This is a genomic window from Lentibacillus juripiscarius (genome assembly GCF_042685205.1).
Classification (GTDB): domain Bacteria; phylum Bacillota; class Bacilli; order Bacillales; family Amphibacillaceae; genus Lentibacillus; species Lentibacillus juripiscarius.
The window spans coordinates 230,089-250,753 of sequence record NZ_JBHUNA010000003.1; the positions used below are offsets into that span (position 1 = coordinate 230,089).

General features: G+C 43.2%; 21 protein-coding genes and 1 other annotated feature. Of the genes, 9 read left to right on the forward strand and 12 right to left on the reverse strand.

The annotated features are described in order from the left end of the window. Positions 1 to 256 precede the first annotated feature (256 nt). Entirely contained in the window at positions 257 to 1,162 is a 906-nt protein-coding gene (locus ACFSUO_RS02350; RefSeq protein WP_382390678.1) for a LysR family transcriptional regulator, read from the forward strand. 112 nt (positions 1,163 to 1,274) lie between these two features. On the opposite strand, the gene ACFSUO_RS02355 is transcribed toward ACFSUO_RS02350, so the two are convergent. The 3 genes from ACFSUO_RS02355 to ACFSUO_RS02365 form a co-directional block, all read right to left on the reverse strand. Beyond that, positions 1,275 to 1,799: a DUF2812 domain-containing protein gene (locus ACFSUO_RS02355; protein WP_382390680.1), complete on the reverse strand. Its 525-nt coding sequence runs from the start codon at positions 1,797 to 1,799 to the stop codon at positions 1,275 to 1,277. Further along, entirely contained in the window at positions 1,789 to 2,130 is a 342-nt protein-coding gene (locus ACFSUO_RS02360) for a PadR family transcriptional regulator (protein WP_382390682.1), read from the reverse strand. Before ACFSUO_RS02360 ends, ACFSUO_RS02355 begins: the two co-directional genes overlap by 11 nt. 190 nt (positions 2,131 to 2,320) lie before the next feature. After that, the gene (locus ACFSUO_RS02365; protein ID WP_382390750.1) at positions 2,321 to 3,301 is read right to left on the reverse strand and encodes a YeiH family protein; all 981 of its coding nucleotides are present in this window, start codon (positions 3,299 to 3,301) and stop codon (positions 2,321 to 2,323) included. 406 nt (positions 3,302 to 3,707) lie between these two features. Here ACFSUO_RS02365 and ACFSUO_RS02370 point away from each other — a divergent pair, with 406 nt between their 5' ends. The 3 genes from ACFSUO_RS02370 to ACFSUO_RS02380 all read left to right on the forward strand — a co-directional run bounded on the left by ACFSUO_RS02370 (position 3,708) and on the right by ACFSUO_RS02380 (position 7,372). Continuing rightward, positions 3,708 to 4,307, forward strand: coding sequence for a hypothetical protein (locus tag ACFSUO_RS02370; protein WP_382390684.1), 600 nt, complete (start codon positions 3,708 to 3,710; stop codon positions 4,305 to 4,307). Then, the gene (locus ACFSUO_RS02375; protein WP_382390686.1) at positions 4,304 to 6,007 is read left to right on the forward strand and encodes a GMC family oxidoreductase N-terminal domain-containing protein; all 1,704 of its coding nucleotides are present in this window, start codon (positions 4,304 to 4,306) and stop codon (positions 6,005 to 6,007) included. Before ACFSUO_RS02370 ends, ACFSUO_RS02375 begins: the two co-directional genes overlap by 4 nt. A 471-nt stretch (positions 6,008 to 6,478) precedes the next feature. Then, on the forward strand, positions 6,479 to 7,372 hold the full coding sequence (locus tag ACFSUO_RS02380; protein ID WP_382390688.1) for a DMT family transporter: 894 nt from the start codon (positions 6,479 to 6,481) through the stop codon (positions 7,370 to 7,372). 114 nt (positions 7,373 to 7,486) lie between these two features. On the opposite strand, the gene ACFSUO_RS02385 is transcribed toward ACFSUO_RS02380, so the two are convergent. Both ACFSUO_RS02385 and ACFSUO_RS02390 read right to left on the reverse strand, forming a co-directional pair. Next, positions 7,487 to 7,903: a universal stress protein gene (locus ACFSUO_RS02385; protein WP_382390690.1), complete on the reverse strand. Its 417-nt coding sequence runs from the start codon at positions 7,901 to 7,903 to the stop codon at positions 7,487 to 7,489. Between the two features lie 29 nt (positions 7,904 to 7,932). Further along, on the reverse strand, positions 7,933 to 9,378 hold the full coding sequence (locus ACFSUO_RS02390) for a SulP family inorganic anion transporter (RefSeq protein WP_382390752.1): 1,446 nt from the start codon (positions 9,376 to 9,378) through the stop codon (positions 7,933 to 7,935). 588 nt (positions 9,379 to 9,966) lie between these two features. On the opposite strand from ACFSUO_RS02390, the gene ACFSUO_RS02395 reads away from it, so the two are divergent. Together ACFSUO_RS02395 and trpS are read left to right on the forward strand one after the other, a co-directional pair. Next, entirely contained in the window at positions 9,967 to 10,878 is a 912-nt protein-coding gene (locus tag ACFSUO_RS02395) for a nuclease-related domain-containing protein (protein WP_382390692.1), read from the forward strand. 830 nt (positions 10,879 to 11,708) lie between these two features. After that, positions 11,709 to 11,887: a binding site (T-box leader), on the forward strand. Between the two features lie 56 nt (positions 11,888 to 11,943). Then, entirely contained in the window at positions 11,944 to 12,942 is a 999-nt protein-coding gene (gene trpS / locus ACFSUO_RS02400) for a tryptophan--tRNA ligase (protein WP_382390694.1), read from the forward strand. A 226-nt stretch (positions 12,943 to 13,168) separates the two neighbouring features. Here trpS and ACFSUO_RS02405 read toward each other — a convergent pair whose 3' ends face one another. The 6 genes from ACFSUO_RS02405 to ACFSUO_RS02430 form a co-directional block, all read right to left on the reverse strand. Further along, positions 13,169 to 13,930 carry a YjbA family protein gene (locus tag ACFSUO_RS02405; RefSeq protein WP_382390696.1) on the reverse strand — a complete coding sequence of 254 codons (762 nt, stop codon included), beginning with the start codon at positions 13,928 to 13,930 and terminating at the stop codon, positions 13,169 to 13,171. A 146-nt stretch (positions 13,931 to 14,076) separates the two neighbouring features. Then, positions 14,077 to 14,361 (reverse strand): hypothetical protein, encoded by a 285-nt coding sequence (locus ACFSUO_RS02410; protein ID WP_382390698.1) that lies wholly within the window; start codon positions 14,359 to 14,361, stop codon positions 14,077 to 14,079. A gap of 181 nt (positions 14,362 to 14,542) precedes the next feature. Then, on the reverse strand, positions 14,543 to 15,781 hold the full coding sequence (gene fabF / locus ACFSUO_RS02415) for a beta-ketoacyl-ACP synthase II (RefSeq protein WP_382390700.1): 1,239 nt from the start codon (positions 15,779 to 15,781) through the stop codon (positions 14,543 to 14,545). Between the two features lie 30 nt (positions 15,782 to 15,811). Then, on the reverse strand, positions 15,812 to 16,753 hold the full coding sequence (locus tag ACFSUO_RS02420; protein WP_382390702.1) for a beta-ketoacyl-ACP synthase III: 942 nt from the start codon (positions 16,751 to 16,753) through the stop codon (positions 15,812 to 15,814). A 122-nt stretch (positions 16,754 to 16,875) separates the two neighbouring features. Beyond that, positions 16,876 to 17,844 (reverse strand): BMP family ABC transporter substrate-binding protein, encoded by a 969-nt coding sequence (locus ACFSUO_RS02425; protein ID WP_382390704.1) that lies wholly within the window; start codon positions 17,842 to 17,844, stop codon positions 16,876 to 16,878. An 85-nt stretch (positions 17,845 to 17,929) separates the two neighbouring features. Beyond that, positions 17,930 to 18,490, reverse strand: coding sequence for a hypothetical protein (locus tag ACFSUO_RS02430; RefSeq protein WP_382390706.1), 561 nt, complete (start codon positions 18,488 to 18,490; stop codon positions 17,930 to 17,932). Positions 18,491 to 18,589: 99 nt separating this feature from the next. Here ACFSUO_RS02430 and ACFSUO_RS02435 point away from each other — a divergent pair, with 99 nt between their 5' ends. Continuing rightward, complete coding sequence (locus ACFSUO_RS02435) at positions 18,590 to 18,769, forward strand: DUF2929 family protein (RefSeq protein ID WP_382390708.1); 180 nt, start codon at positions 18,590 to 18,592, stop codon at positions 18,767 to 18,769. A 213-nt stretch (positions 18,770 to 18,982) separates the two neighbouring features. On the opposite strand, the gene ACFSUO_RS02440 is transcribed toward ACFSUO_RS02435, so the two are convergent. Beyond that, positions 18,983 to 19,342 (reverse strand): hypothetical protein, encoded by a 360-nt coding sequence (locus tag ACFSUO_RS02440; protein ID WP_382390710.1) that lies wholly within the window; start codon positions 19,340 to 19,342, stop codon positions 18,983 to 18,985. Positions 19,343 to 19,445: 103 nt separating this feature from the next. Here ACFSUO_RS02440 and ACFSUO_RS02445 point away from each other — a divergent pair, with 103 nt between their 5' ends. Continuing rightward, complete coding sequence (locus ACFSUO_RS02445; RefSeq protein ID WP_382390754.1) at positions 19,446 to 20,261, forward strand: undecaprenyl-diphosphate phosphatase; 816 nt, start codon at positions 19,446 to 19,448, stop codon at positions 20,259 to 20,261. 84 nt (positions 20,262 to 20,345) lie between these two features. Next, positions 20,346 to 20,627: a YrhK family protein gene (locus ACFSUO_RS02450; RefSeq protein WP_382390712.1), complete on the forward strand. Its 282-nt coding sequence runs from the start codon at positions 20,346 to 20,348 to the stop codon at positions 20,625 to 20,627. The last annotated feature ends 38 nt before the right edge of the window (positions 20,628 to 20,665 follow it).

Sequence of the window (20,665 nt, forward strand, 5' to 3'; positions counted from 1 at the left end):
CTACTCGGGAGCTCGCGCCGTCTTGAAATTCTTGGTCCTTTTTATCCTCCTTTTTGAACACGCACTTTTAAATCTATTATAAAGGAAATCGACAATGAATAGAACAATAATTTTCAAAATGCGACATGATTTTTAGGGCGATTGGTCCTTCTATTTTCCACAGCAGGAACTATGGCCTAGTGTATTGTATGACGTTTATCCTGCAAAACATGCTATAATACATGGTATAAAATACATAAGTAGTGGTGAAACGAAGATGGATCAGCATTTACACGTTTTTGTGACAGTGGCTGAAAAACAGAATTTTTCCAGGGCTGCAGAAGCTTTGCACATGACGCAGCCGGCAGTGAGCCAGTATATCCGGACATTTGAGGACAATATTGGTGTGCGCCTGCTGGAGCGGACGAGCAAATATGTTCGGCTGAATAAAGCCGGAGAAATGGTCTATCACCATGCGAAAGAAATAATCGGGTTATACACCAGGATGCAAAATCTCGTGGATGATCTGGCCAACAAGGCTGGCGGCCCACTTTCTATCGGAGCGAGTTACACGTTTGGCGAATACGTCCTTCCGCATATTATTGCGAAGATGAACGAAGCATACCCAGATATCCGTCCGACTGTAAGCATTGGCAACACGGCTGAAATAGCCGATGCTGTCAAACGTCATCAGCTGGATGTCGGGATTGTTGAAGGGCACTTTAAAGATGAAGAACTGTTGCAGACAGAACCATTTGCCGAAGATGATATGGTGGTTGTCGCCTCCCCTGAACATCCGCTGGCAGCCAGCCCCAGGAGGGTTTCAATGGAAAAACTACAAGAACAGACGTGGATTTTGCGGGAGCTGGGATCTGGTACGCGGGAAGCAGCTGACACTGTTTTCCAGAAATATGGTATTTCGCCAACGAGCGTCATGAATATTAGCAGCACACAGCCAATCAAAGAAGCCGTTGGTGCCGGACTTGGCATTAGTTTATTGTCACAATGGGCCATCCAAAAAGAGCTGCAATATGGTGATCTGCAAATCATAGAGGTGAGTGGACTTCCTTTCCGGCGACAGTTTTCCATCGTCACTGCTTCTTTATTTCAGACAAAAGCATTGCAGGTGTTCATCGAACTGCTGCGGAATAACAAAGAACTAACGGTTTTTAGAGCCGACTGATATGGCCGGCTGTCTGATTACCCACTATGACTGCATTTGTTAAACTCTCGGGAGCTGCCATTTTCTAAAAGATGAGTACACGGAAAATTGCCAGCAACATAAATGATTACACTCATTTATCATGCAATTCCATTTCCTTTTTCAGATTACTGATTTTTCCTAAATAGGATATAAGTACGGGTGAAAGTATGATAACCAATAGCCAATTTAACATCGAAAGGTACAGATTAAATGTTGAGTAATTCATATTCAAAACGGCTATAAATAAATTTAACCCGACCGCTATGCCAATTAAACTAGCTGCTTTTTGATAATGTTTTACTCTAGATTCATAGTCAGAATATATTTCAAATGGTCCATCAATCGCTTTTTTACGAAAAATGACCCACCGAAGATAGGAGTCCACACACTCGACACCATTTTCTTCCATGAATTTCATATATTCCTTGCTTTCACTGTGTGTGGGTAATTCGTCTAACAATTCCAGGCGATAATTATATTCTCCTGGAGTGCCTCTCTCGAAGGTATATTCGGCAAATGAATAACGAATTAAATTCAGGCCTTTGGACGCCATTTCATTCAGCCATTTTTCTTCTTTTTCATAGTTGAAAAAAACCCTTCTTTTTTTAACTGTCACTTTTTTCACCCCTCATTATCTGATTCCCATTAATGACAAGCTCTTGAAGTCTGCTTATCTCTGCATGAACAACTTCTTTTCCAAGCTGAGTCAACTCGTATTCTTTTTTACGACCGTTTGAGTTATCTTCTAATGATTGAATCCAACCTTTTTCTAACATTGTCTTTATGGCTCCATAAAGTGTTCCGGGTCCTAAATGAACGCGACCATCGCTTATTTCTTTGACAAACTGCATAATGCCATATCCATGCATAGGAGTATGAAATGCGAGCAATATATAATAGACAGCTTCAGTCAATGGAATGTGATTGTGATCATTACTTTCGGACAATACGAAACCTCCAATTACTATATTATCGTTAGTCGTTATATCATATGACGATACATTGTAATTTGATTATATCAGCCGCCGATATTTAATTCAATTCTGTTTGTGCGTGTTCAGAAAGGAAGATAAAAAGGAAAAAAGCCAGCACTCGAGCAAGCGAGCACTGGCTTTTTTAATTAACAGCACCATTCTGTTAAACGATGAAATACACAATAATCGATAGTGCTACAGATGTAACTGTCATGGCCGCGAGTGGACGGACTGCTTTTGTCCGCAAGTCCTTCAAACTAACATTCAGGCCCAGTCCGACCATCGCTGCGGTTAATAACCATGTCGTCAATGTGAACACGCCTTCCATCAGCCCATCAGATACTGGGATGGAATGGCCGAACACATAGCTACCCAGAATACTTAACACGATAAACCCGACAAGAAACCAAGGAAACTCAATTTTAGCTTCCGGCTCTTCTGTGTTTTTACTTTTCCGCTTCATGATATAAATGAGGATAAAACAAAGCGGTACGAGTAAGAAAACACGACCTAACTTAGCCAGAAGGGCCATCGCCAGCCCATCTTCCCCTGCAGGTGCCCCTGCCAGTGCCACGTGCGCAACCTCATGCAGACTGGTTCCGGACCAGACGCCATATTGAATCGCGTCCAACGGCAAAACTGGCCGCAAAATGGTATAAATGATAGCGAAAATCGTACCCATTAACGCGATAATACCAACACCGATTGCCGTATCTTCCTCTTTCGCTTTTATAATTGGCGCTACAGCAGCAATGGCAGCAGCTCCGCAGACACCAGTACCGACCCCGAGCAGTAGCGAGATCTGTTTATCCGCTTTAAATACTTTTGCCAGCCAGACCGTTGCGGCTATAGCAAAAATAATGACCCCGGCATCACGCACCAATAATCCTAATCCGTCGCTTAATACGATATCAATGTTCAGTTTAAGCCCGTATAAAATAATAGCTGCACGCAGCAGCCGTTTCGCTGAAAAAGCAATTCCCGACCTGATTGCCTCCGGATAGCCAAAAATCTGCCGGTAAAAAATTGCAATAATAATCGCGCATGCCAGCTGCCCAACTCGGTCAAATCCCGGAACCATTGCCAGCAAAGCACCTAAGGCAGCAATAAGAAATGTGAATGCCACCCCGCCCAGCCATGCCATCCGGGGTGATGGTTTTGTCGCCGTCTGTGTGTTTGTCGTCGCCACTAAAAACACCTCCTGCTTTTAGCATAATCGGGAATTGTTTATAAGTTAAATAATTATTTATAATGATTCCAATAAGGGTTACTTATAGTTTAAAGAAAGATGTAATAAATGTGGCAAGAGCTGCTAAAGCGGAGAATAATCCCTGAAGATATACGCTACATCCACCCGAAAACCATCAAGCAATTTAGAAGTGATTTCACCCGTATCTATCTGCATGTCATTCCAAAATGTTTTTCTCCAAATGCAGGCGGCGTTTCTAAGATTGAGGCATAAAAAGTTGCATTAGAAAATACAGTAGTAGTATTCCAAAATTAGAAGGAGGTGAAATGTTATCAGTCATTTAAGCCAGACTCAAGAGTATTTGCAAGCAAGTTTCCAGGCTTTAACTGATGCATTACTTCCATCAACAAATCAGCCAGGACATGAGCCCCTTTTTTACGCTGAGGATATGGGGGTTCATGAATATATCATCTATAGTTTAAATCACTACATATCGATTCAGCAGCAATTGCATCACACTGTTATCCCCCTTGCTTATCCAACGGCTATCATGTTAGATGTCGCAGCCACACAGCTAGTAAATGCTCATCAGGCACAAGCCTTTCCCCAAAGTCTATTCCCCGGAGGACGAATGTTTTCTCATCTTTCTCGGAAAGACCGAATTCGAACGTTATCTGCACTAGAAAATCTTAAGATTGATCTTTTCGTGTTACCATCTCCTTTTCAAAACAATGCTGGTTTAGTCAAAAATGTAACGGATGCGCTTAACCGCCTTTCATTGTTTGGCTATTATTCCGAGTGGCCGGCTTACGGCTCGACACGGTTAAATCAACCGAATCATCGATGTCTTGAATTTTTCCCTTGGAGTTGGCAGCAAGTTGGCTATCCCGGTGTATCATTGGGTTATCGTGATTTCCGTGGTTTTTTACTATTAATGGGTAGAAATGAGGGTGAAGAATGAAAACAGATCCTGATGTGATTGTTATTGGAGCTGGAGGAGGCGGCCCCGTTATTGCCAAAGAGCTTGGAGAACTAGGAATCCGTGTGTTTGTACTTGAAGCCGGCCCATGGTACGGAAATAGAAAATGGCCCGAACCTAATGAAAACCGTGGTAAAGCAAAAGAAAGTTCAGATCCCAATGATTTGGATGGTTCTCTTTATCGCCAGCAGCTGACAAGACTTGAAAATGACATGAATGATTTCGTCAGCGGTAAATTCCGTTGGGGATCGGCCGACCGAAGACGTGCACCATGGTATAGAAATATTCCCGATCAGGCGATATTATGGCAAAGTGCCGGGATTGGAGGGTCCACACTTCATTATTATGCCAACTCCCCACGGGCATTTCCGAATGCGATTGAGGAGTGGCCCATTGATTATGATGAACTCATCCCCTATTACGAAAAAGTGGAAAACACATTACCAGTTGAGTTTGCACCAACGACATCGAAAGAAGCACTTTTTTATTTCGGGGCGGAAAAGGCAGCTTTCCCCCTAAATCAGACATTAGATGCAACGAGCAACGGATACCGTCCGCAACCGAATGCCATTTTACCCCCGAATGAGCATCTAATGGACCCTAATTATTCTTTAGAAGAATTAAGCCATATGGAAGGTTGTACATTAAGTGGCCATTGTGGGCAAGGGTGTCCTTATGGTCCAACGCTTGACAAGATGGCAAAACGCTCCACGACTGTCAGTTATGTCCCTCTAGCGATGAAGACGGGGAATGTGACGTTCAGACCGAATACGTTTGTCATGAAGGTGTTGACAGAGCATAGTGCTAACGGAGGTAAACGTGCAGTCGGGGTCCAAATACGAGATACGTGGACTGGGGAAATAGAGGAATTGCGTGCAAAAGTAGTCGTGATGGCAGCCGGTTGTGTGGAAACACCACGCCTTTGGCTGAATTCTGAATTGCCATATAATCCTTGGGTAGGACGTGGGTTGACCAATCATTATATGGATATGATTACTGGAACATTTGATGAACAAACATTAATGGAGACTTTAGGAAGTCCATCAATTAATCCATTCGTTGGGCATACGTCAGGGGCACGACTTGACTATCCCGGTCTTGGCATGATTGAAAATATTGGAGAAAGCCCCGGTCTTTCAGCTCAACCTTTATTTGGATTCAGTCAATATGGCTATAATACCCTCCGTCAACCCGATTCAGACATATGGGACGGTCGAGGAAGACTGGTTGGTTCCGAGCTTGAGGAAGCTATGAAGGGCTACAAAAGGACGCTTACCCTTTCCGTCATTACAGATGACGAAGTGAACTATCGAAACAGAGTTGAATTGGATCCCCATATAAAAGATGAACATGGAGCGGTACCGTTCGTACACTATGTACCAAGTGAAAAATCGAAAAAGAGGAGAGAACAATTAGCTATAATCGCCACGGATATTTTACGGCAAGCTGGTGCAAAAAAGGTACATCGGAGTGATCTCCCACCGAATTACTATATTCACTTACAAAGCACGATGCGAATGGGTTTTGTCGTAGATACTTCATGCGAAGCTTATCAGGTCGAACGACTCTATATAGCCGATAATAGTGCCGATTATAATTCGCTTGGAGGGCCAAATCCAACCTTAACGACACAAGCGCTTGCCACAAGGACAGCCGAACGGTTAGCCAGCAAATATTTTTGAATTAGAAAGGGGCCTGGAACATAACAAAAATCATCAGCATTAAAGCCAAATGATGACTGGAGTATTTTCCTATGATGTTGGGGTAAGTTTTAACCGCCGCTACAGAAAAATACTTCACTTTCCGGGGGCGGCTGATGAGCCTCCTCGCGCTGTCGCACTGCGGGGTCTCATCTAGGCCTCTGCTCCCCCAGGAGTCTCCGTATTTTTCCTTCGCTGGTTTAGGTGGAAACCCTATTATTTTAAAAAGAAAAATCCGATATAATTTGATATTCGATCATCTACGAAAAAAATGTTGAATCATTGTTCGGATTTTTCGTTGCTTCAATACTTTTGTCCCATTCTCCTTTTTAGTGGCTAGTAGCAGGGGTACTGTTGAAATTTCATTCTCCAAGCCAAGCAAATTGGTATACCGGACACACGATTATGTTTAAAATATAAAAGTTATCATTTTTATAGGAGATAGGAACGAATATGTTAAAAGCTTACACCTGGCTAACCTTTTGTGTAGTCGTATGGGGGAGTAATTTTGTGTTTGGAAAGATTTTAGTTCATGATTTCTCCCCAACTCTGTTAACATCACTAAGACTTTTCTTTATTGTGCTATTTTTAATCGGATTAGCTTCTTACAAAAAACATTTAAATCATTTAAATAAAAGAGATATGCTTACAATTTTCTCTCTAGGGGTTATTGGTGTATTTATAAATCAATGGTCTTTTTTTGTTGGATTACAAACTGCTGATCCAACAACATCTGCTTTAATCCTGGCAACTGCCCCCATTTTAACTGGCTTTTTAGCTGCCATTTTTTTAAAAGAAAAATTAACGATTCGTATGCTGATGGGCACTGCTCTTGCGATTACAGGTATTTATCTGGTTGTAACGAAAGGAAACTTATCCTCTTTAAACATTGATAAAGGGCTTATATGGATTGTTGTAACGATGATAACATTCGCTATAATGATTATTATGACAAGGGGGCTCTCCAAAAGAGCTGATCCCCTGACCATTACGTTATATTCGAATGTTGTGGGCTTTATTGTCTCCATCCCGTTTGCTTTTTTACTGGACAATCCTTTACGAATAAGTAATAACATGTCTGATTGGGCTCTTTTAATCGGGACAGCTGTTGTTGTACATGGTTTAGCAACACTAGTTTGGAATCACAACATTCGACATGTTGATGCATCAAAGGCATCCATATTATCTAACTTAGAGCCTTTTGTAGCTATGATTATGGGATTAATATTACTATACAAGCCGATAACAGATATAGAGATATTAGGTTCCTTATTTATTGTGGGAGGAGTCATACTATCTACGTATCAACGCAGGAAACGACATAACAGAACCGTGTCCAGTAAATAAAGGATTTAATTGATGAATTTAAAGAATAAAGGAGTACATTATTATAACTTCATGAAAAAACTGGCATTCGCCAAGTAAGTGGTCAAATGCCAGTGCATGCTTAAAATCCTTTTTTTATTTCACAATCAAAACCGGGCAATCTGCTCGTTTAGCAACCTTGTGACTTACACTGCCCAAAATCATGGTTTGCAGGTTGTTTAGTCCACGACTCCCAATAACAATACAATCAAAATCATTGGTATTAGCAAAGTCAACGATCGTAGGCCCCGGCTCACCATGGAGTATATGGACTTTAAAATCTATATCGAACTGCCGAATTTGATCCTGAACGGACTTAATCTTTTCTTTCCGTTTATGCTCAATTTCATATTTATTGTCGTTATGCAAGACATCTGTTTTCGATGTTTGGCTATCGACCACATAAACCACATCAATGGTTCCATCAAATTGATGAGCAAGTTGTATCGCATGATCAGCTGAACGAACCGAATGCTTTGATCCATCCGTAGCCAAAAGTATTCGTTTAAACATATCCTCCCCCCCCTTTGTCCAGCTTACCATTAATGACCTGATGCTTTCGATAGTCCGCCTATGCGTTTTTTCAAGTGGTGGCTTTCATCATTAAGTCCTAAATAAGTTACTTTAATGTTATTTTCATCAAATTTCATTTCGATTTTATCTAAAGCACCAATGGCCGAATCATCCCATAGATGTGCATGTGTTAAATCAATCTCAACCTCTTGAACAGAATCCGCAAAGGTAAACTTAGCCGGGAACTCGCTTACCGACGCGAAGAACAATTGCCCTTCTACTAGGTACACTTTTTTCTGTTCTCGTAAATCCAGTTCCTCTGTCACGTTTACTTTAGAAATTTTTGCAGCAAAGAATATAGCACTTAACAGTACGCCGGCCAACACACCAATGGATAAATTATGAGTAGCGAGAACAATTCCAACTGTCGTTACCATGACAGCTGCATCTGTTCTTGGCAGTTTGTTCAAATGTTTAACCGAAGACCAATCAAACGTACTAATAGAAACCATGATCATGACACCAGCAAGTGCTGCCATTGGAATTTGAACGACCAATCCACCCAGCACGATAATTAAAAACATCAAAAACACACCTGCAACAAGTGAAGATAATCTTCGGGAACCTCCTGATTTCACGTTGATAACCGACTGACCGATCATGGCACAACCAGCCATTCCACCAAAAAATCCTGTTACAACGTTAGCAATTCCCTGTCCACTGCTTTCCTTATTTTTGTTGCTTTCTGTATCTGTCGCATCATCAATAATATTAGCTGTTAAAAGCGACTCCAGTAATCCAACAATTGCCAGTGATAACGAATACGGAAGGATAATCATGAACGTTTCCATTGTAAAAGGAATAGACGGAATTAAAAATACAGGTAACTGTTGTGTCAACGTTCCCATGTCCCCCACCGTTCCAACTTCCAGATTTCCATAAATAGCAATAGCCGTTACGACGATGATTGCTACGAGTGTCGACGGGACAACTTTTGTTATACGCGGAAAAAGATAGATGATGGCCAACGTTAATCCAACGAGAGCATACATGACCCATGTTTCGCCTACAAAATGCTGAAACTGCGCCATTAGAATCATGATGGCAAGTGCGTTCACAAATCCGACCATTACTGAACGCGGGACGAATTTCATCACTTTCGACAGTTTGAAAATACCAAATAAGACTTGAATAATTCCTGTTAAAATGGTCGCCGCCAATAAATACTGTAACCCATAATCAGCAACTAAATCAGCCATTAGCAAAGCCATTGCTCCTGTTGCCCCGGAAATCATTCCCGGACGGCCTCCGACAATTGCTATGACGACCGCAATACAAAACGATGCATAAAGACCAACCATCGGGTCTACTCCAGCAATAATGGAGAACGCAATTGCCTCTGGTATAAGAGCCAATGCGACTACTATTCCTGCCAACACATCTCCCCGTACATTTCCAAACCATTCTTGTTTCATTTCTTGTAGTTTCAATGAAGCACTCCTTTCATGTTTTATCGTCTTTCTGTAGTACTTTTGCCTTTCATTAGAAAAACTAGCTTGCCACCACGTGCAAATGGCAGCAGGCTAGTTTTTTGTAATTATTGTTTTATCGTGCAAAAGCAAGCTCCGTTTTCAACAAAACGGATCATAACATAAGATGTATAATTTACAAAACCCCATGTAAACGTGACCATTTTTGATTTCCTTTCATTTACTCTGTTTTTCTTGAAATAGGTATGCTATTTAACAAATTAGGGTGGCAACACGGGGAATGTGTCACGAATGTCGTAATAAATTTTCATTTGGGATGTCGCTAGGTCGCTAGAAGTGAGGAATTTATTCAGAAATGGGATGTTCCCGATTTCCCATGTGGACGATGTGTGCGATTTGCAATGCAGCGGAAAGTACGTGGATAAACGCCTCAAGTAAATTTCCTTCTGTCCTTTCATAGTTTTTAATTCAGTGATTACTTCGACATTAATTTCCATATTCCTCTTTTTATTGATGATTTTTTCCCAATTGGGGGAATTTAATGTATAATAGTTTTTAAAAAGGATGTGGACGATGCTTGTGCCTTATAAATCGCGTTCGAAGCCTGCAGAATTGATTACCCTGGAATTATTGAATCCCCGAATGAAGCTAACCGGCAAGGATAAACGTCACTATTTGAATTTGAAAAAAGGCTATGAGGGGGAAAAACAGTTTGATACTTTAACAGAACAACTGCAATGTGAATGCCTGATAGTGAATGAATTACTGCTGGAAGTAAATAACACTACTTTTCAAATCGATACACTGATCATCACACATGGCAAGATCAACGTTTATGAAGTAAAGAACCATGAAGGTGATTATTGTTACGAATCAGATAAGCTCTTCAAAAAGCCCCACTTAGAAATTATTAATCCGCTTCACCAGTTAAGCAGAAGTGAAGCCTTATTACGTCAGCTGCTCCTTAGCCTAGGATCCAACTTTCCAATTGATGCTTCCGTTCTTTTTATCAATCCGGAATTCACCTTATACCAGGCACCTCCTGATAAACCAATCATTTTCCATAGCCAGCTTAATCGTTATATGAACCAATTAAGTTCACTGCCTTCAAAATTAACAAAATATGATAAAAAACTTGCAGACCAATTAGTGGCTTTACATATAACAGATTCCCCTTTTGACCGACTGCCTTCCTATGATTACGGCCAACTGCGGAAAGGGATCGTCTGTCCAAAATGCCACTCTCTTGCCATGCTTATCGAGAAAAGAAAATGCGTTTGCCAAAAATGCGATTTTAAAGAGTCTAGTTCAGACGCTATATTAAGAAGCATTAAAGAATATAAGTTTCTCTTCCCTAATGGCAAGATTACTACGAATACCATCCATGATTGGTGCCGGGTGGTGCCGTCTAAAAAAATAATCAGAAGTATTCTTGCAAGTCATTTTCGTGCGGTTGGTGTTCATCAATGGACGTATTACGTTTAAAAGATTGATTTGGTTTTAGTCGCTCATTACGTAAATGAGCGACTTTTCTGTTGGCTTTGTACTCCGTTCGGGCTCTCATTACGGTGGTGAGTGCCTTTTTGAGCGTATCGCTGCCTCGTTCGGGCTCTCATTACGGTGATGAGTGCCTTTTTGAGCGTATCGCAACATCGTTCGGGCTCTCATTACGGTGATGAGTGCCTTTTTGGGCGTATCGCCGCCTCGTTCGGGCACTCATTATAGTGATGAGTGCCTTTTTGGGCGTATCGCTGCCTCGTTCGGGCTCTCATTACGGTGATGAGTGCCTTTTTGAGCGTATAGCCGCCTCGTTCGGGCACTCATTACGGTGATGAGTGCCTTTTTGAGCGAATGGCTGCCTCGTTCGGGCTCTCATTACGGTGGTGAGTGCCTTTTTGGGCGAATGGCTGCCTCGTTCGGGCACTCATTATAGTGATGAGTGCCTTTTTAAGCGTATCGCCGCCTCGTTCGGGCTCTCATTACGGTGATGAGTGCCTTTTTGGGCGAATGGCTGACTCGTTCGGGCACTCATTACGGTGATGAGTGCCTTTTTGGGCGTATCGCTGCATCGTTCGGGCTCTCATTACGGTGATGAGTGCCTTTTTGAGCGTATCGCAACATCGTTCGGGCACTCATTACGGTGATGAGTGCCTTTTTGGGCGAATGGCTGACTCGTTCGGGCTCTCATTACGGTGATGAGTGCCTTTTTTCATGTATCATCATCAGCTTTTGACAATCACCGCCAAGAAGAAACATTCTCAAAGTTTTCTTCTTGCATTTCGCCACAGAACTATATATACTGAAAAAAACTAATACCATTAGCTATGAAAGAGTAACAGTACAATTGCCCGCTGGATTTTCAGAGATCCTGTGGTTGGTGAGAACAGGGACCATGGCAAATTGGAATTGGACTTTCGAGCTCGTTTTTAAAAGTGATCACACAGGATCGGCTGTGTGATAACAAGGGTGGCACCGCGGTTCATTCGTCCCTTTTTCAAGTGGGATAAATGGATCTTTTTTATTGTTCAGAAAAATCAAGGAGTGAAATACATGCAAACGATATTTTCAGGTATACAGCCTAGCGGAACACTGACTATTGGAAATTTTTTAGGAGCCATTCAGCATTTTGTCGGGCTACAGGACGAGAATAATTGTTATTTTTGCATTGTGGACGAACATGCGATTACAGTACCGCAAGACCGGCTGAAATTAAGAAATAACATCCGTTCACTGGCGGCGCTATATCTTGCTTCCGGAATTGACCCGGAGAAATCGACTTTGTTTATTCAATCCGAAGTGCCGGCCCATACGCAGCTCGGCTGGATGCTTCAGTCCATCAGCTACATCGGTGAACTGGAGCGGATGACCCAATTCAAGGACAAGTCAGCCGGAGGAAAAGAAGGAGTATCATCCGCCTTATTAACCTATCCGCCGCTCATGGCTGCCGACATTCTGTTGTATAAAACGGACGTGGTGCCCGTCGGAGAGGACCAGAAGCAGCACCTGGAATTAACGCGTAACTTGGCAGAGCGTTTCAATAACAAATTCAATGATATTTTCACCGTACCGGAAGTAAGCATTCCGAAAGTCGGTGCCCGGATCATGTCACTGCAGGATCCAACGAAAAAAATGAGCAAATCAGATGAAAATGAAAAAGCGTTCATCTCTATGCTCGATGAACCGAAAAAGATCGAAAAGAAAATCAAAAGTGCTGTCACTGATTCAGAAGGTATTGTGAAATTTGACAGAGAAAACAAACCAGGCATATCCAACTTGCTAACGATCCATGCCAGCTGTTCCGGGGAGTCCATTAAGGCACTGGAAGCAAAATACGCAGACAAAGGGTATGGTGAATTTAAACTGGACACGGCTCAGGCAGTTGTTGATGTGCTGAAACCAATCCAGGACCGCTATCATGAGCTGCTGAACTCTGAAGCGCTGGATGATATTTTGGATGCCGGAGCAGATAAAGCCTCGTACGACGCCAATAAAATGCTCAGGAAAGCAAAAAAAGCAATGGGACTCGGCCGCGTGAAGAAAAAGCGGTAAAGAGAACTAGGCTGGGATTACTTAATGCAGTGAAAATTTTCAAGTCCCAGTATAATTGCGTGAAAAAAAGGGGGTGCCTCAGCTACTATTAACTGGGGCACCCCTTTGCCATATAGATAGAGACTTTGGCGTTTCAGATGTGAACTTTAGCGTTTTTTTAGTAAACTTTGGCGAATTTCATGTGAACTTTAGCGTTTCTGCACCAAACTTTAGCGTTTTCATCAAATTATTTCAGCTTTGACGTATCTTGCTTCGGCTCCTGTTCCACTTCCCACATTTTCTCAAGAAACGGCTGTCCTTTGATCATTTTCGCACACAAGTCTTCATGCCATTCGCTCCACCCAGATTTGACACCTTCATACAGCGCTTCCCATACGGTGTTTTCGTCCATGTACCGTATATATGGGTATTGTTTTGGATCCCATTCGGTCAGCCAGTAGCGGAGTTCTTCCAAGTTATTGGCTGTGCGCAGCTGATCTAATGCGATCATGAGCACCTGCTTCAGATTGCGTTCCTTACGGGTCAGCCCGTGGATCAGCTCCGGCTCCATCGATAGAATATGGTATTCTTTTTCTACTTGCCTTCCATCAAAGTTGAACGTTTCGGGTTTCGTTGTCTTGATCATGTCGAAAACGAGCTGTTCCTGTCTTGGTATGAGCCTGCTCTTGCGGACAGGGATTTGATAGCCGATTGTATCGATTGCAATAATATCTTTTCCGTCTGTTAAAACCGCTGCATATTCAAGAGGGCTGCGTTCCTGCCCTTTTCGCATATATGCACGCTTATAGATTTTGTTCATCATGTCATCAGGCAAATCATGTAAGTCATTTTCAATGTAATCAAAAAGCGCTTCGGATATGTATAACAGCGGAACCTGATCCAGCAGCTCAATTCCGTCATTTTTCCGCCATTCATGAAAATAGCAGACACTATAGCCGTTCTCTTCGCCCTCGAACCAGTTCACCCAGACGTCATGTAAATATAACATAAACACCCCTCGCTTTATGAATGAATCGTTTAGAATACATTATGACCATCTGAAAAAAAATTATTCGATTCATTGGAAAAACGCGGGCATCATTTATGACCGGACCATAGGTTAACAAAATACCCTAGCGAAACAAACAAATATTTTCAGGAGCCTTTCGGATACCGAAAAAGCGGAATCGCAATCAGCACTAAGCCAATTGGCAAAAAGTAGCATTCAGGTCGTCCTGCGATAAAAATAAAATAATCAGCCCAGGAAACCCCAACAGGCAAAAAATTCATATACGCAATGATGGTCACTCCGCCGGTAACAGCCAGTCCAAATCCCGTCAAAAATAAAAACAGATACCCCAATTCAGCACACCACCTATGCTCGTCCTTTCCATTTACTTCATTATATGCGCGAGATGGAAATTCATGACGGTTGTTCATTTGAAAGCATCCATTTACTGGTTGGGCCGACAGCCGAATCCGCTGATACTTTGCCCGGAAAAAACCTGATACCCTGACCGGTCAAGTGCGCTCCTGAATTCGACAAAATTCGGGAAGTGACAGGCACCAGGCGCACCAGCCCAATAAAAAAACTGACCACCGGAGCAGTCAGCCTTCGTACTTACGTATACTTTTTGAAAACAAGTGCTGCATTGTGCCCGCCAAAGCCGAGTGAGTTACTCATCACAACATTGACATCCTGTTTCCTCGATTCGTTCGGGACATAATCCAAATCACAATCCGGATCCGGCGTCTCGTAGTTCATCGTTGCCGGTATAATACCATCGTCGATTGATTTCAAGGAAATAACAGATTCCAGTCCTCCGGCAGCCCCGAGCAAGTGGCCTGTCACCCCTTTAGTGGACGACATAGCAAGTTTTGAGGCATGGTCGCCGAATACCTCTTTAACAGCTTGGGTTTCGTATTTATCATTCAGTTCGGTGCTTGTCCCATGAGCGTTGATATAATCTACTTCTTCCAATGCAATCCCAGCATCCTCTACTGCCTGCTTCATGGCGCGTGCAGCTCCCTCTCCATTTTCAGCAGGGGCTGTAATATGATAGGCATCACCGGTTGCAGCATAGCCAACAATTTCGCCATAAATATGCGCACCCCGGTCGATCGCTGATTCGAGTGTTTCCAGCAGCAGTATTCCGGCACCTTCACCCATAACGAATCCATCACGGTCTTTATCAAACGGCCGGCTCGCTTTTTCTGGGTGTTCATTTGTCGACAATGCCTTCATCGCCGAAAATCCGGCAAATGCCATATTGGTAATTGGAGCTTCTGTACCGCCAGCAATCATGAAATCGGCATCTCCGCGTTCAATTGCTTTATACGCATCACCAATCGAATTCGCCCCAGATGCACAGGCAGTTGTTGTACATGAATTGATGCCTTTCGCACCAAGCTGAATAGAAACTTGTCCTGCCGCCATATCCGGAATCATCATTGGTACAAAAAATGGGCTGACACGGCGTGCGCCTTTATTCAACAATTTGGTGTGCTGATCCTCAAGGGTACCCATGCCCCCGATACCGGAACCAACCCAGACACCGACACGGTTAGCGTTGGATGCATCAATCGTCAGACCAGCATCATCAACGGCCATGCGTGCTGCCGCTACGGCATATTGTGTGAACAGGTCCATTTTTCGGGCGTCTTTTTTTTCCATATAATTAGTCGGGTCAAAATCTTTTACTTCCGCTGCTGCAGTTGCCGGAAGTTCTTCCGTGTCTATGCGGCTGATATGAGCAATGCCAGTATTGCCGGCAACAACATTATCCCACATCGTCCCAACGTTATTGCCATTGGGTGATATTGTGCCAAGACCGGTCACAACCACTCTTCTTTCCACCATTTCATACTCCTCCTATAGACTTTTAAAATCCTATCGGCCCCAGCGCAGTGCAATAGCACCCCAGGTCAGTCCTCCGCCAAAGCCAACGAGAACGAGTAAATCATTATCTTTTATTTTACCACTTTTCACATCTTCTGATAAAGCAATCGGTATGGACGCAGAAGAAGTATTGCCATATCTTTTCACAGAGGTTGCCATTTTTTCCTCGGCAATACCAAGTCGTTCGCGGGCTGCTTCCATTATCCGGATATTTGCCTGGTGCGGAATCAGGTAATCCACATCTTCTTTTGCATAACCGGCCTTTTCAACGACATTAACCGATGATTCCGGCATTTGCCGTACTGCAAATTTAAACACTTCACGTCCGTTCATGAACAAATAGTCTGTCTCCTGATCCTGATACAGTTCCTTACCACCGGAGCCATCTGCACCAAGTTCAAAGGACAGAATACCTTTCCCTTCCGAAACAGGTCCGACGATTGCTGCACCGGCACCATCACCAAAGAGAACACATGTATTCCGGTCTTCCCAGTCGGTGATTTTGGAAAGTTTCTCCACACCGACAACCAGAATATTGCGGTATGCATTGGTTTCAATGAATTGTTTTGCCGTAATCAGCCCATACATGAAGCCGGAGCATGCCGCACTGACATCCATTGCCGCAACAGTTCGCGCGCCAAGCCGGTCCTGCAGCATGCATGCGACCGATGGAAATGGTGTATCAGGTGTGACCGTAGCAACTAGAATCATATCCAGTTCCTGCGCTTCCATATTCGCTTCTTCCAATGCATTCTTTGCCGCATAGTAAGCCATATCCGACGTATCGATATCATCGTCCGCAATCCGCCGTTCTTCAATGCCAGTTCTCGTCCGAATCCATTCGTCACTTGTATCCACTATTTTTTCCATGTCTTTATTCGTCACAACATTCTTCGGTACATAATGCCCGGTGCCCAACAGGCCAGCGTTCATATTTCCATCTCCTTGCTAACTATTATTAATAGTACGAGCTCATAAACCAACCTCTAATAGCTATTCTTATGACTTGGTACTAATTTTAATGCATTCACCGTTTACATGCAAGCCCGAAATCCTTAGTCTATCTCCCGTTCATTCGGCAAGAGACCGGTGTCCTTATATGCTTGTACTTCCTCCAGTATGTTCTTCCGGAATTCTTCGGGCACATCCGGGCTGAACTTTCCAAGCGATATGACGTCGTCCTGGAAGTCAAACGTCAGCACACCACCGCGCAGATCACCTTCATTATATTTATCCGCTGCCATCTCGTATAGTTCGCTTACATGCTGGACAGTGCTTGTCAGAACAGTCTCTTCTGCAATGGACGATTGATCGGCCACATAACCTACTGTATAGATACCATCGTCACTAGCCTGCTCAATAATTGAAGTACTATATGCATCACCCGTTGGATATACGACATCCACGTTTTTCGATTGCATATTCTCATACATCGTCATGGCTTTCTGTTTATCATTCCAGCTGTTATTGTAACTGATTGCAACCTCTGCAGACTGATTCTGGTATTTGACCCCTTCATAGAATCCTTCTATCTCGGGCTGCCATTCAAACGTGCCAAGTACACCAACATGATTGGTCCCGGTCATTTTGCCGGCCATCATACCAGCAAAAAAACCCATTGCATGTGCATTGAAATTAAAGCTTGTCACACCCTCATTGAATTGACCGCCGTTAAAATAAACAAAATGAACATCCGGATAGGATTCCGAAATGTTGTCAAAATACTCCCCATATGTACTGCTGTGCCCGAAGATTAGGTTGACGCCATTACGGACAAATTCATCCACCGCTTCTTTTACTTCTTGCTTGGTACGGATGCCTTCTTTATAAAACACATCAGTATCATATTCCTCTTCAATCGCCAGCAACCCCTCGTACCCTTTTTTGTTCCATGGATCATCATGAACGGACGTTTCCACCAGCATGCCAACATTCTGCAAATCACCTGACGAAAACATAGAAGAGCAGCCGGTCAGTGGGGCAATAAGCAATATGGGCAAAGCCATGATTGATATTTTTTTCACCTATTTCACTCCATTTTTTCCTCATAATTGCTGTTACTTTTATTCTAGCTTGCTGACATGCTTTCGTAAACGTCAGTACCATGAATCAATAGAATTTTTTGTAATTCCGGTAATGATTTTTTACTGATTGGATTGACTCTTCTAAGGGCTGCTGGTTCCGAATAAAAAGGAAATGCTCATGTCTGGCATCTTCTGCGGATTTGTCATGTACTGATTTGACATTCAATTCGGAGGGCAAGCTGGATGCTTGAAGCCACTGCAGGAAACCTGTCAGGAAATCATCTATATACACTGCCCTGGAAGTGAATTCCTTTGCTGCAAAAGGGACAAACTCATCCCCGTTATACACACCATCCTGATTCATTGGCATCCATTCCCCAAAAAGAAGCGGGAGCTGTATGGTGACAGGTTCCTCCCTATGCATTTTTACCATCTGATCATCAACAGTAATAATCGCATTATAGCCGGAGCTTTCCTGGATAACCGGCAGATGACGGAACAGCTCATTTCGCCCGACGAACATTGCCAGGTTCTCTTTCTTTTCCGTTGATAAATCATCAATTCCGTCAACACGGCATCCTTCTTCCAATAAGCGGTTAACGATATGGAACCCAATCCAGTGGAAACAGTTCTCTACAGCGTACATCGATCCGCTCCTCTCCTTTCTATTATATTTCCTTTTATTTTCACTATCATTTTGATAAACTATATAAGGAAAGTCTTAAAAAATCGAGGTGGATGGAACATGCGTTTCTTTTGGTCCTTTTTCTGGGCAATTCTCATTAGCTGTGTTATTTCATATGTATTGGCAAGCATGGCCGGTAATTCGTTCAGTATGACAAGCGCATTTATGCTTGCAATCATCATTACCCTTGGTGTGTATATAATGGGTGAAGGCGTATTGAAAGATGAAGCGGAACAATAAAGGATGCACGGCACTGCTCATATTCGCGCCCCTTAAGTGGGAGATATAGCAGCACCGCTTGGTCCACGTTTTCCGGTTTTGGCTGGACACAGCAGCTTATGAATAAACCCTTGCCCTCAAGGTCGTGATGGCAAGGGTTTTGTCTATGATGGTAGCTGATTGGAAACGAAGCATTCATGTCAAGGGGGGGTTTCCGTTTCGCATATCAGCGGTTTAATACCACGGCAGCACACTCAGTGCCGTCAATGCGGCTAATGGCAGAATCATCCGTCTGAATCTTCTAGGTCTGTTACCATATCCATAGCCGGGGGTACCGTAGCCATAGCCGTAACCTCCGTAACCATAACCAGGGTTACCGTAGCCATATCCATAGCCGAAACCGCCAAACCCATGTGGGCGCCAATTATTGTCAAATCCCGATTCTTGGCCTAAAGGTACCGCCATATAAACGTATTCATCATCCAAACCAGTGATGATCCCATCAACCTGTGTTCCATCATTCACTTCCACTAGCACATAAGAGTGCATATGGTTCTTGCACAGTTCATACATATGTTGTTGATTATAATGCATATTCTCAGCCTCCTCACCAACTAGGCTATTCACATGCCCAGTGGTTGGTGACTTATTTTGGGAGAAATAATGTATAAAAACAGGGGGAAATACCATGGAAGCAATCAACGAATTCTGGCTTTTAATAAAATATGTTGTTCTCGGTCTGCTACAAGGTTTTACCGAGCCAATTCCCATTTCATCGAGCGGACATTTGGTCATTGTCAGGGAGCTTTTTAACGTTTCGATTGAAGGTCTCTCGTTCGAAATCATGGTCAATTTCGGTTCGTTAATCGCGGTGCTGGTTATTTACCGCAAAGATATTTACCGGCTCGTAGAAAACACAATACGCTACATTACAACAAGGGCACACGATGCGAAAAGTGATTTTCAATTTGTTTTTTACCTGGTGATTGCGACCATTCCAACTGGGATAATTGGATTATTGTTCGAGGATTATATAGAGGACAAGCTTAGTTATGTCTCCGTTGTCGGCGTGACCCTCTTGATTACCGGTGCAGCATTATGGATTATCCGGAATCTGCGGGGCCGGAAAAGTGACGGCGGCATTACTGTCCGGGACGCTATTATTGTCGGATTGGCCCAGTCGGTTGCCCTTGTACCGGGAATCAGCCGGTCCGGTGCGACAATTGTTGCGGCAATGCTTGTTGGCATGAAGACGGAGACTGCCCTTAGGTTCTCCTTCCTGCTGTATATTCCGGTCAGCCTGGGTATTACTGTACTGTCGGCTGGTGATCTGATTGGTGGCCAAAGTGATTTCAGTGTTGTGGCCATCCCGGCGATTCTGGCATTTGCTGCTTCCATTATAGCAACCTATTATTCCTTGCGCTGGTTCATGAACATTATGGCCAAGGGCAATCTTAAATATTTTGCCTACTATTGTTTCGCGGTCGGACTGCTTGTAATTCTATTCTTGTAGAAGGTCCTGCGAAAAGGTCAGGTTTAGAAAACAGTCTGTTTTACTGGACGGGCGTTCGGGTATGGTGTCCATGGAGGGATTCGCATGGCATCCATCGATGACGAAAAAAATTATCTTGATATCCAGATCGGCACGTATGAAGTATCATTTAACAAAAAATACCGTTTTCTTACCTTGCTGAACGATATCGTACTGGGTATTTTCTTTTTGGTCGGCAGTGCGTTTTTTCTATGGGAGCCATTAAAAACTGCGGGCATTATTTTGTTCATTATCGGCAGTGCCCAGCTTCTCGCCCGCCCCATCATTAAAATCATCCATGCATTTTATTTTAGCCGGATACGAAAATCTGGCCGTGAAGAAAGCTAATAAACGCAATTCTAAGGTGTGAAAAACTTCCAACTGGC

Excerpts from the sequence above, each read along its gene's own strand:
- ACFSUO_RS02350 (WP_382390678.1), top strand. The coding sequence starts at position 257 with ATGGATCAGCATTTACACGTTTTTGTGACAGTGGCTGAAAAACAGAAT.
- ACFSUO_RS02365 (WP_382390750.1), bottom strand. The coding sequence starts at position 3,301 with ATGGCATGGCTGGGCGGGGTGGCATTCACATTTCTTATTGCTGCCTTA.
- ACFSUO_RS02375 (WP_382390686.1), top strand. The coding sequence starts at position 4,304 with ATGAAAACAGATCCTGATGTGATTGTTATTGGAGCTGGAGGAGGCGGC.
- ACFSUO_RS02380 (WP_382390688.1), top strand. The coding sequence starts at position 6,479 with ATGTTAAAAGCTTACACCTGGCTAACCTTTTGTGTAGTCGTATGGGGG.
- ACFSUO_RS02385 (WP_382390690.1), bottom strand. The coding sequence starts at position 7,903 with ATGTTTAAACGAATACTTTTGGCTACGGATGGATCAAAGCATTCGGTT.
- ACFSUO_RS02390 (WP_382390752.1), bottom strand. The coding sequence starts at position 9,378 with ATGAAACAAGAATGGTTTGGAAATGTACGGGGAGATGTGTTGGCAGGA.
- ACFSUO_RS02395 (WP_382390692.1), top strand. The coding sequence starts at position 9,967 with ATGCTTGTGCCTTATAAATCGCGTTCGAAGCCTGCAGAATTGATTACC.
- trpS (WP_382390694.1), top strand. The coding sequence starts at position 11,944 with ATGCAAACGATATTTTCAGGTATACAGCCTAGCGGAACACTGACTATT.
- ACFSUO_RS02405 (WP_382390696.1), bottom strand. The coding sequence starts at position 13,930 with ATGTTATATTTACATGACGTCTGGGTGAACTGGTTCGAGGGCGAAGAG.
- ACFSUO_RS02410 (WP_382390698.1), bottom strand. The coding sequence starts at position 14,361 with ATGAACAACCGTCATGAATTTCCATCTCGCGCATATAATGAAGTAAAT.
- fabF (WP_382390700.1), bottom strand. The coding sequence starts at position 15,781 with ATGGTGGAAAGAAGAGTGGTTGTGACCGGTCTTGGCACAATATCACCC.
- ACFSUO_RS02420 (WP_382390702.1), bottom strand. The coding sequence starts at position 16,753 with ATGAACGCTGGCCTGTTGGGCACCGGGCATTATGTACCGAAGAATGTT.
- ACFSUO_RS02430 (WP_382390706.1), bottom strand. The coding sequence starts at position 18,490 with ATGTACGCTGTAGAGAACTGTTTCCACTGGATTGGGTTCCATATCGTT.
- ACFSUO_RS02435 (WP_382390708.1), top strand. The coding sequence starts at position 18,590 with ATGCGTTTCTTTTGGTCCTTTTTCTGGGCAATTCTCATTAGCTGTGTT.
- ACFSUO_RS02440 (WP_382390710.1), bottom strand. The coding sequence starts at position 19,342 with ATGCATTATAATCAACAACATATGTATGAACTGTGCAAGAACCATATG.
- ACFSUO_RS02450 (WP_382390712.1), top strand. The coding sequence starts at position 20,346 with ATGGCATCCATCGATGACGAAAAAAATTATCTTGATATCCAGATCGGC.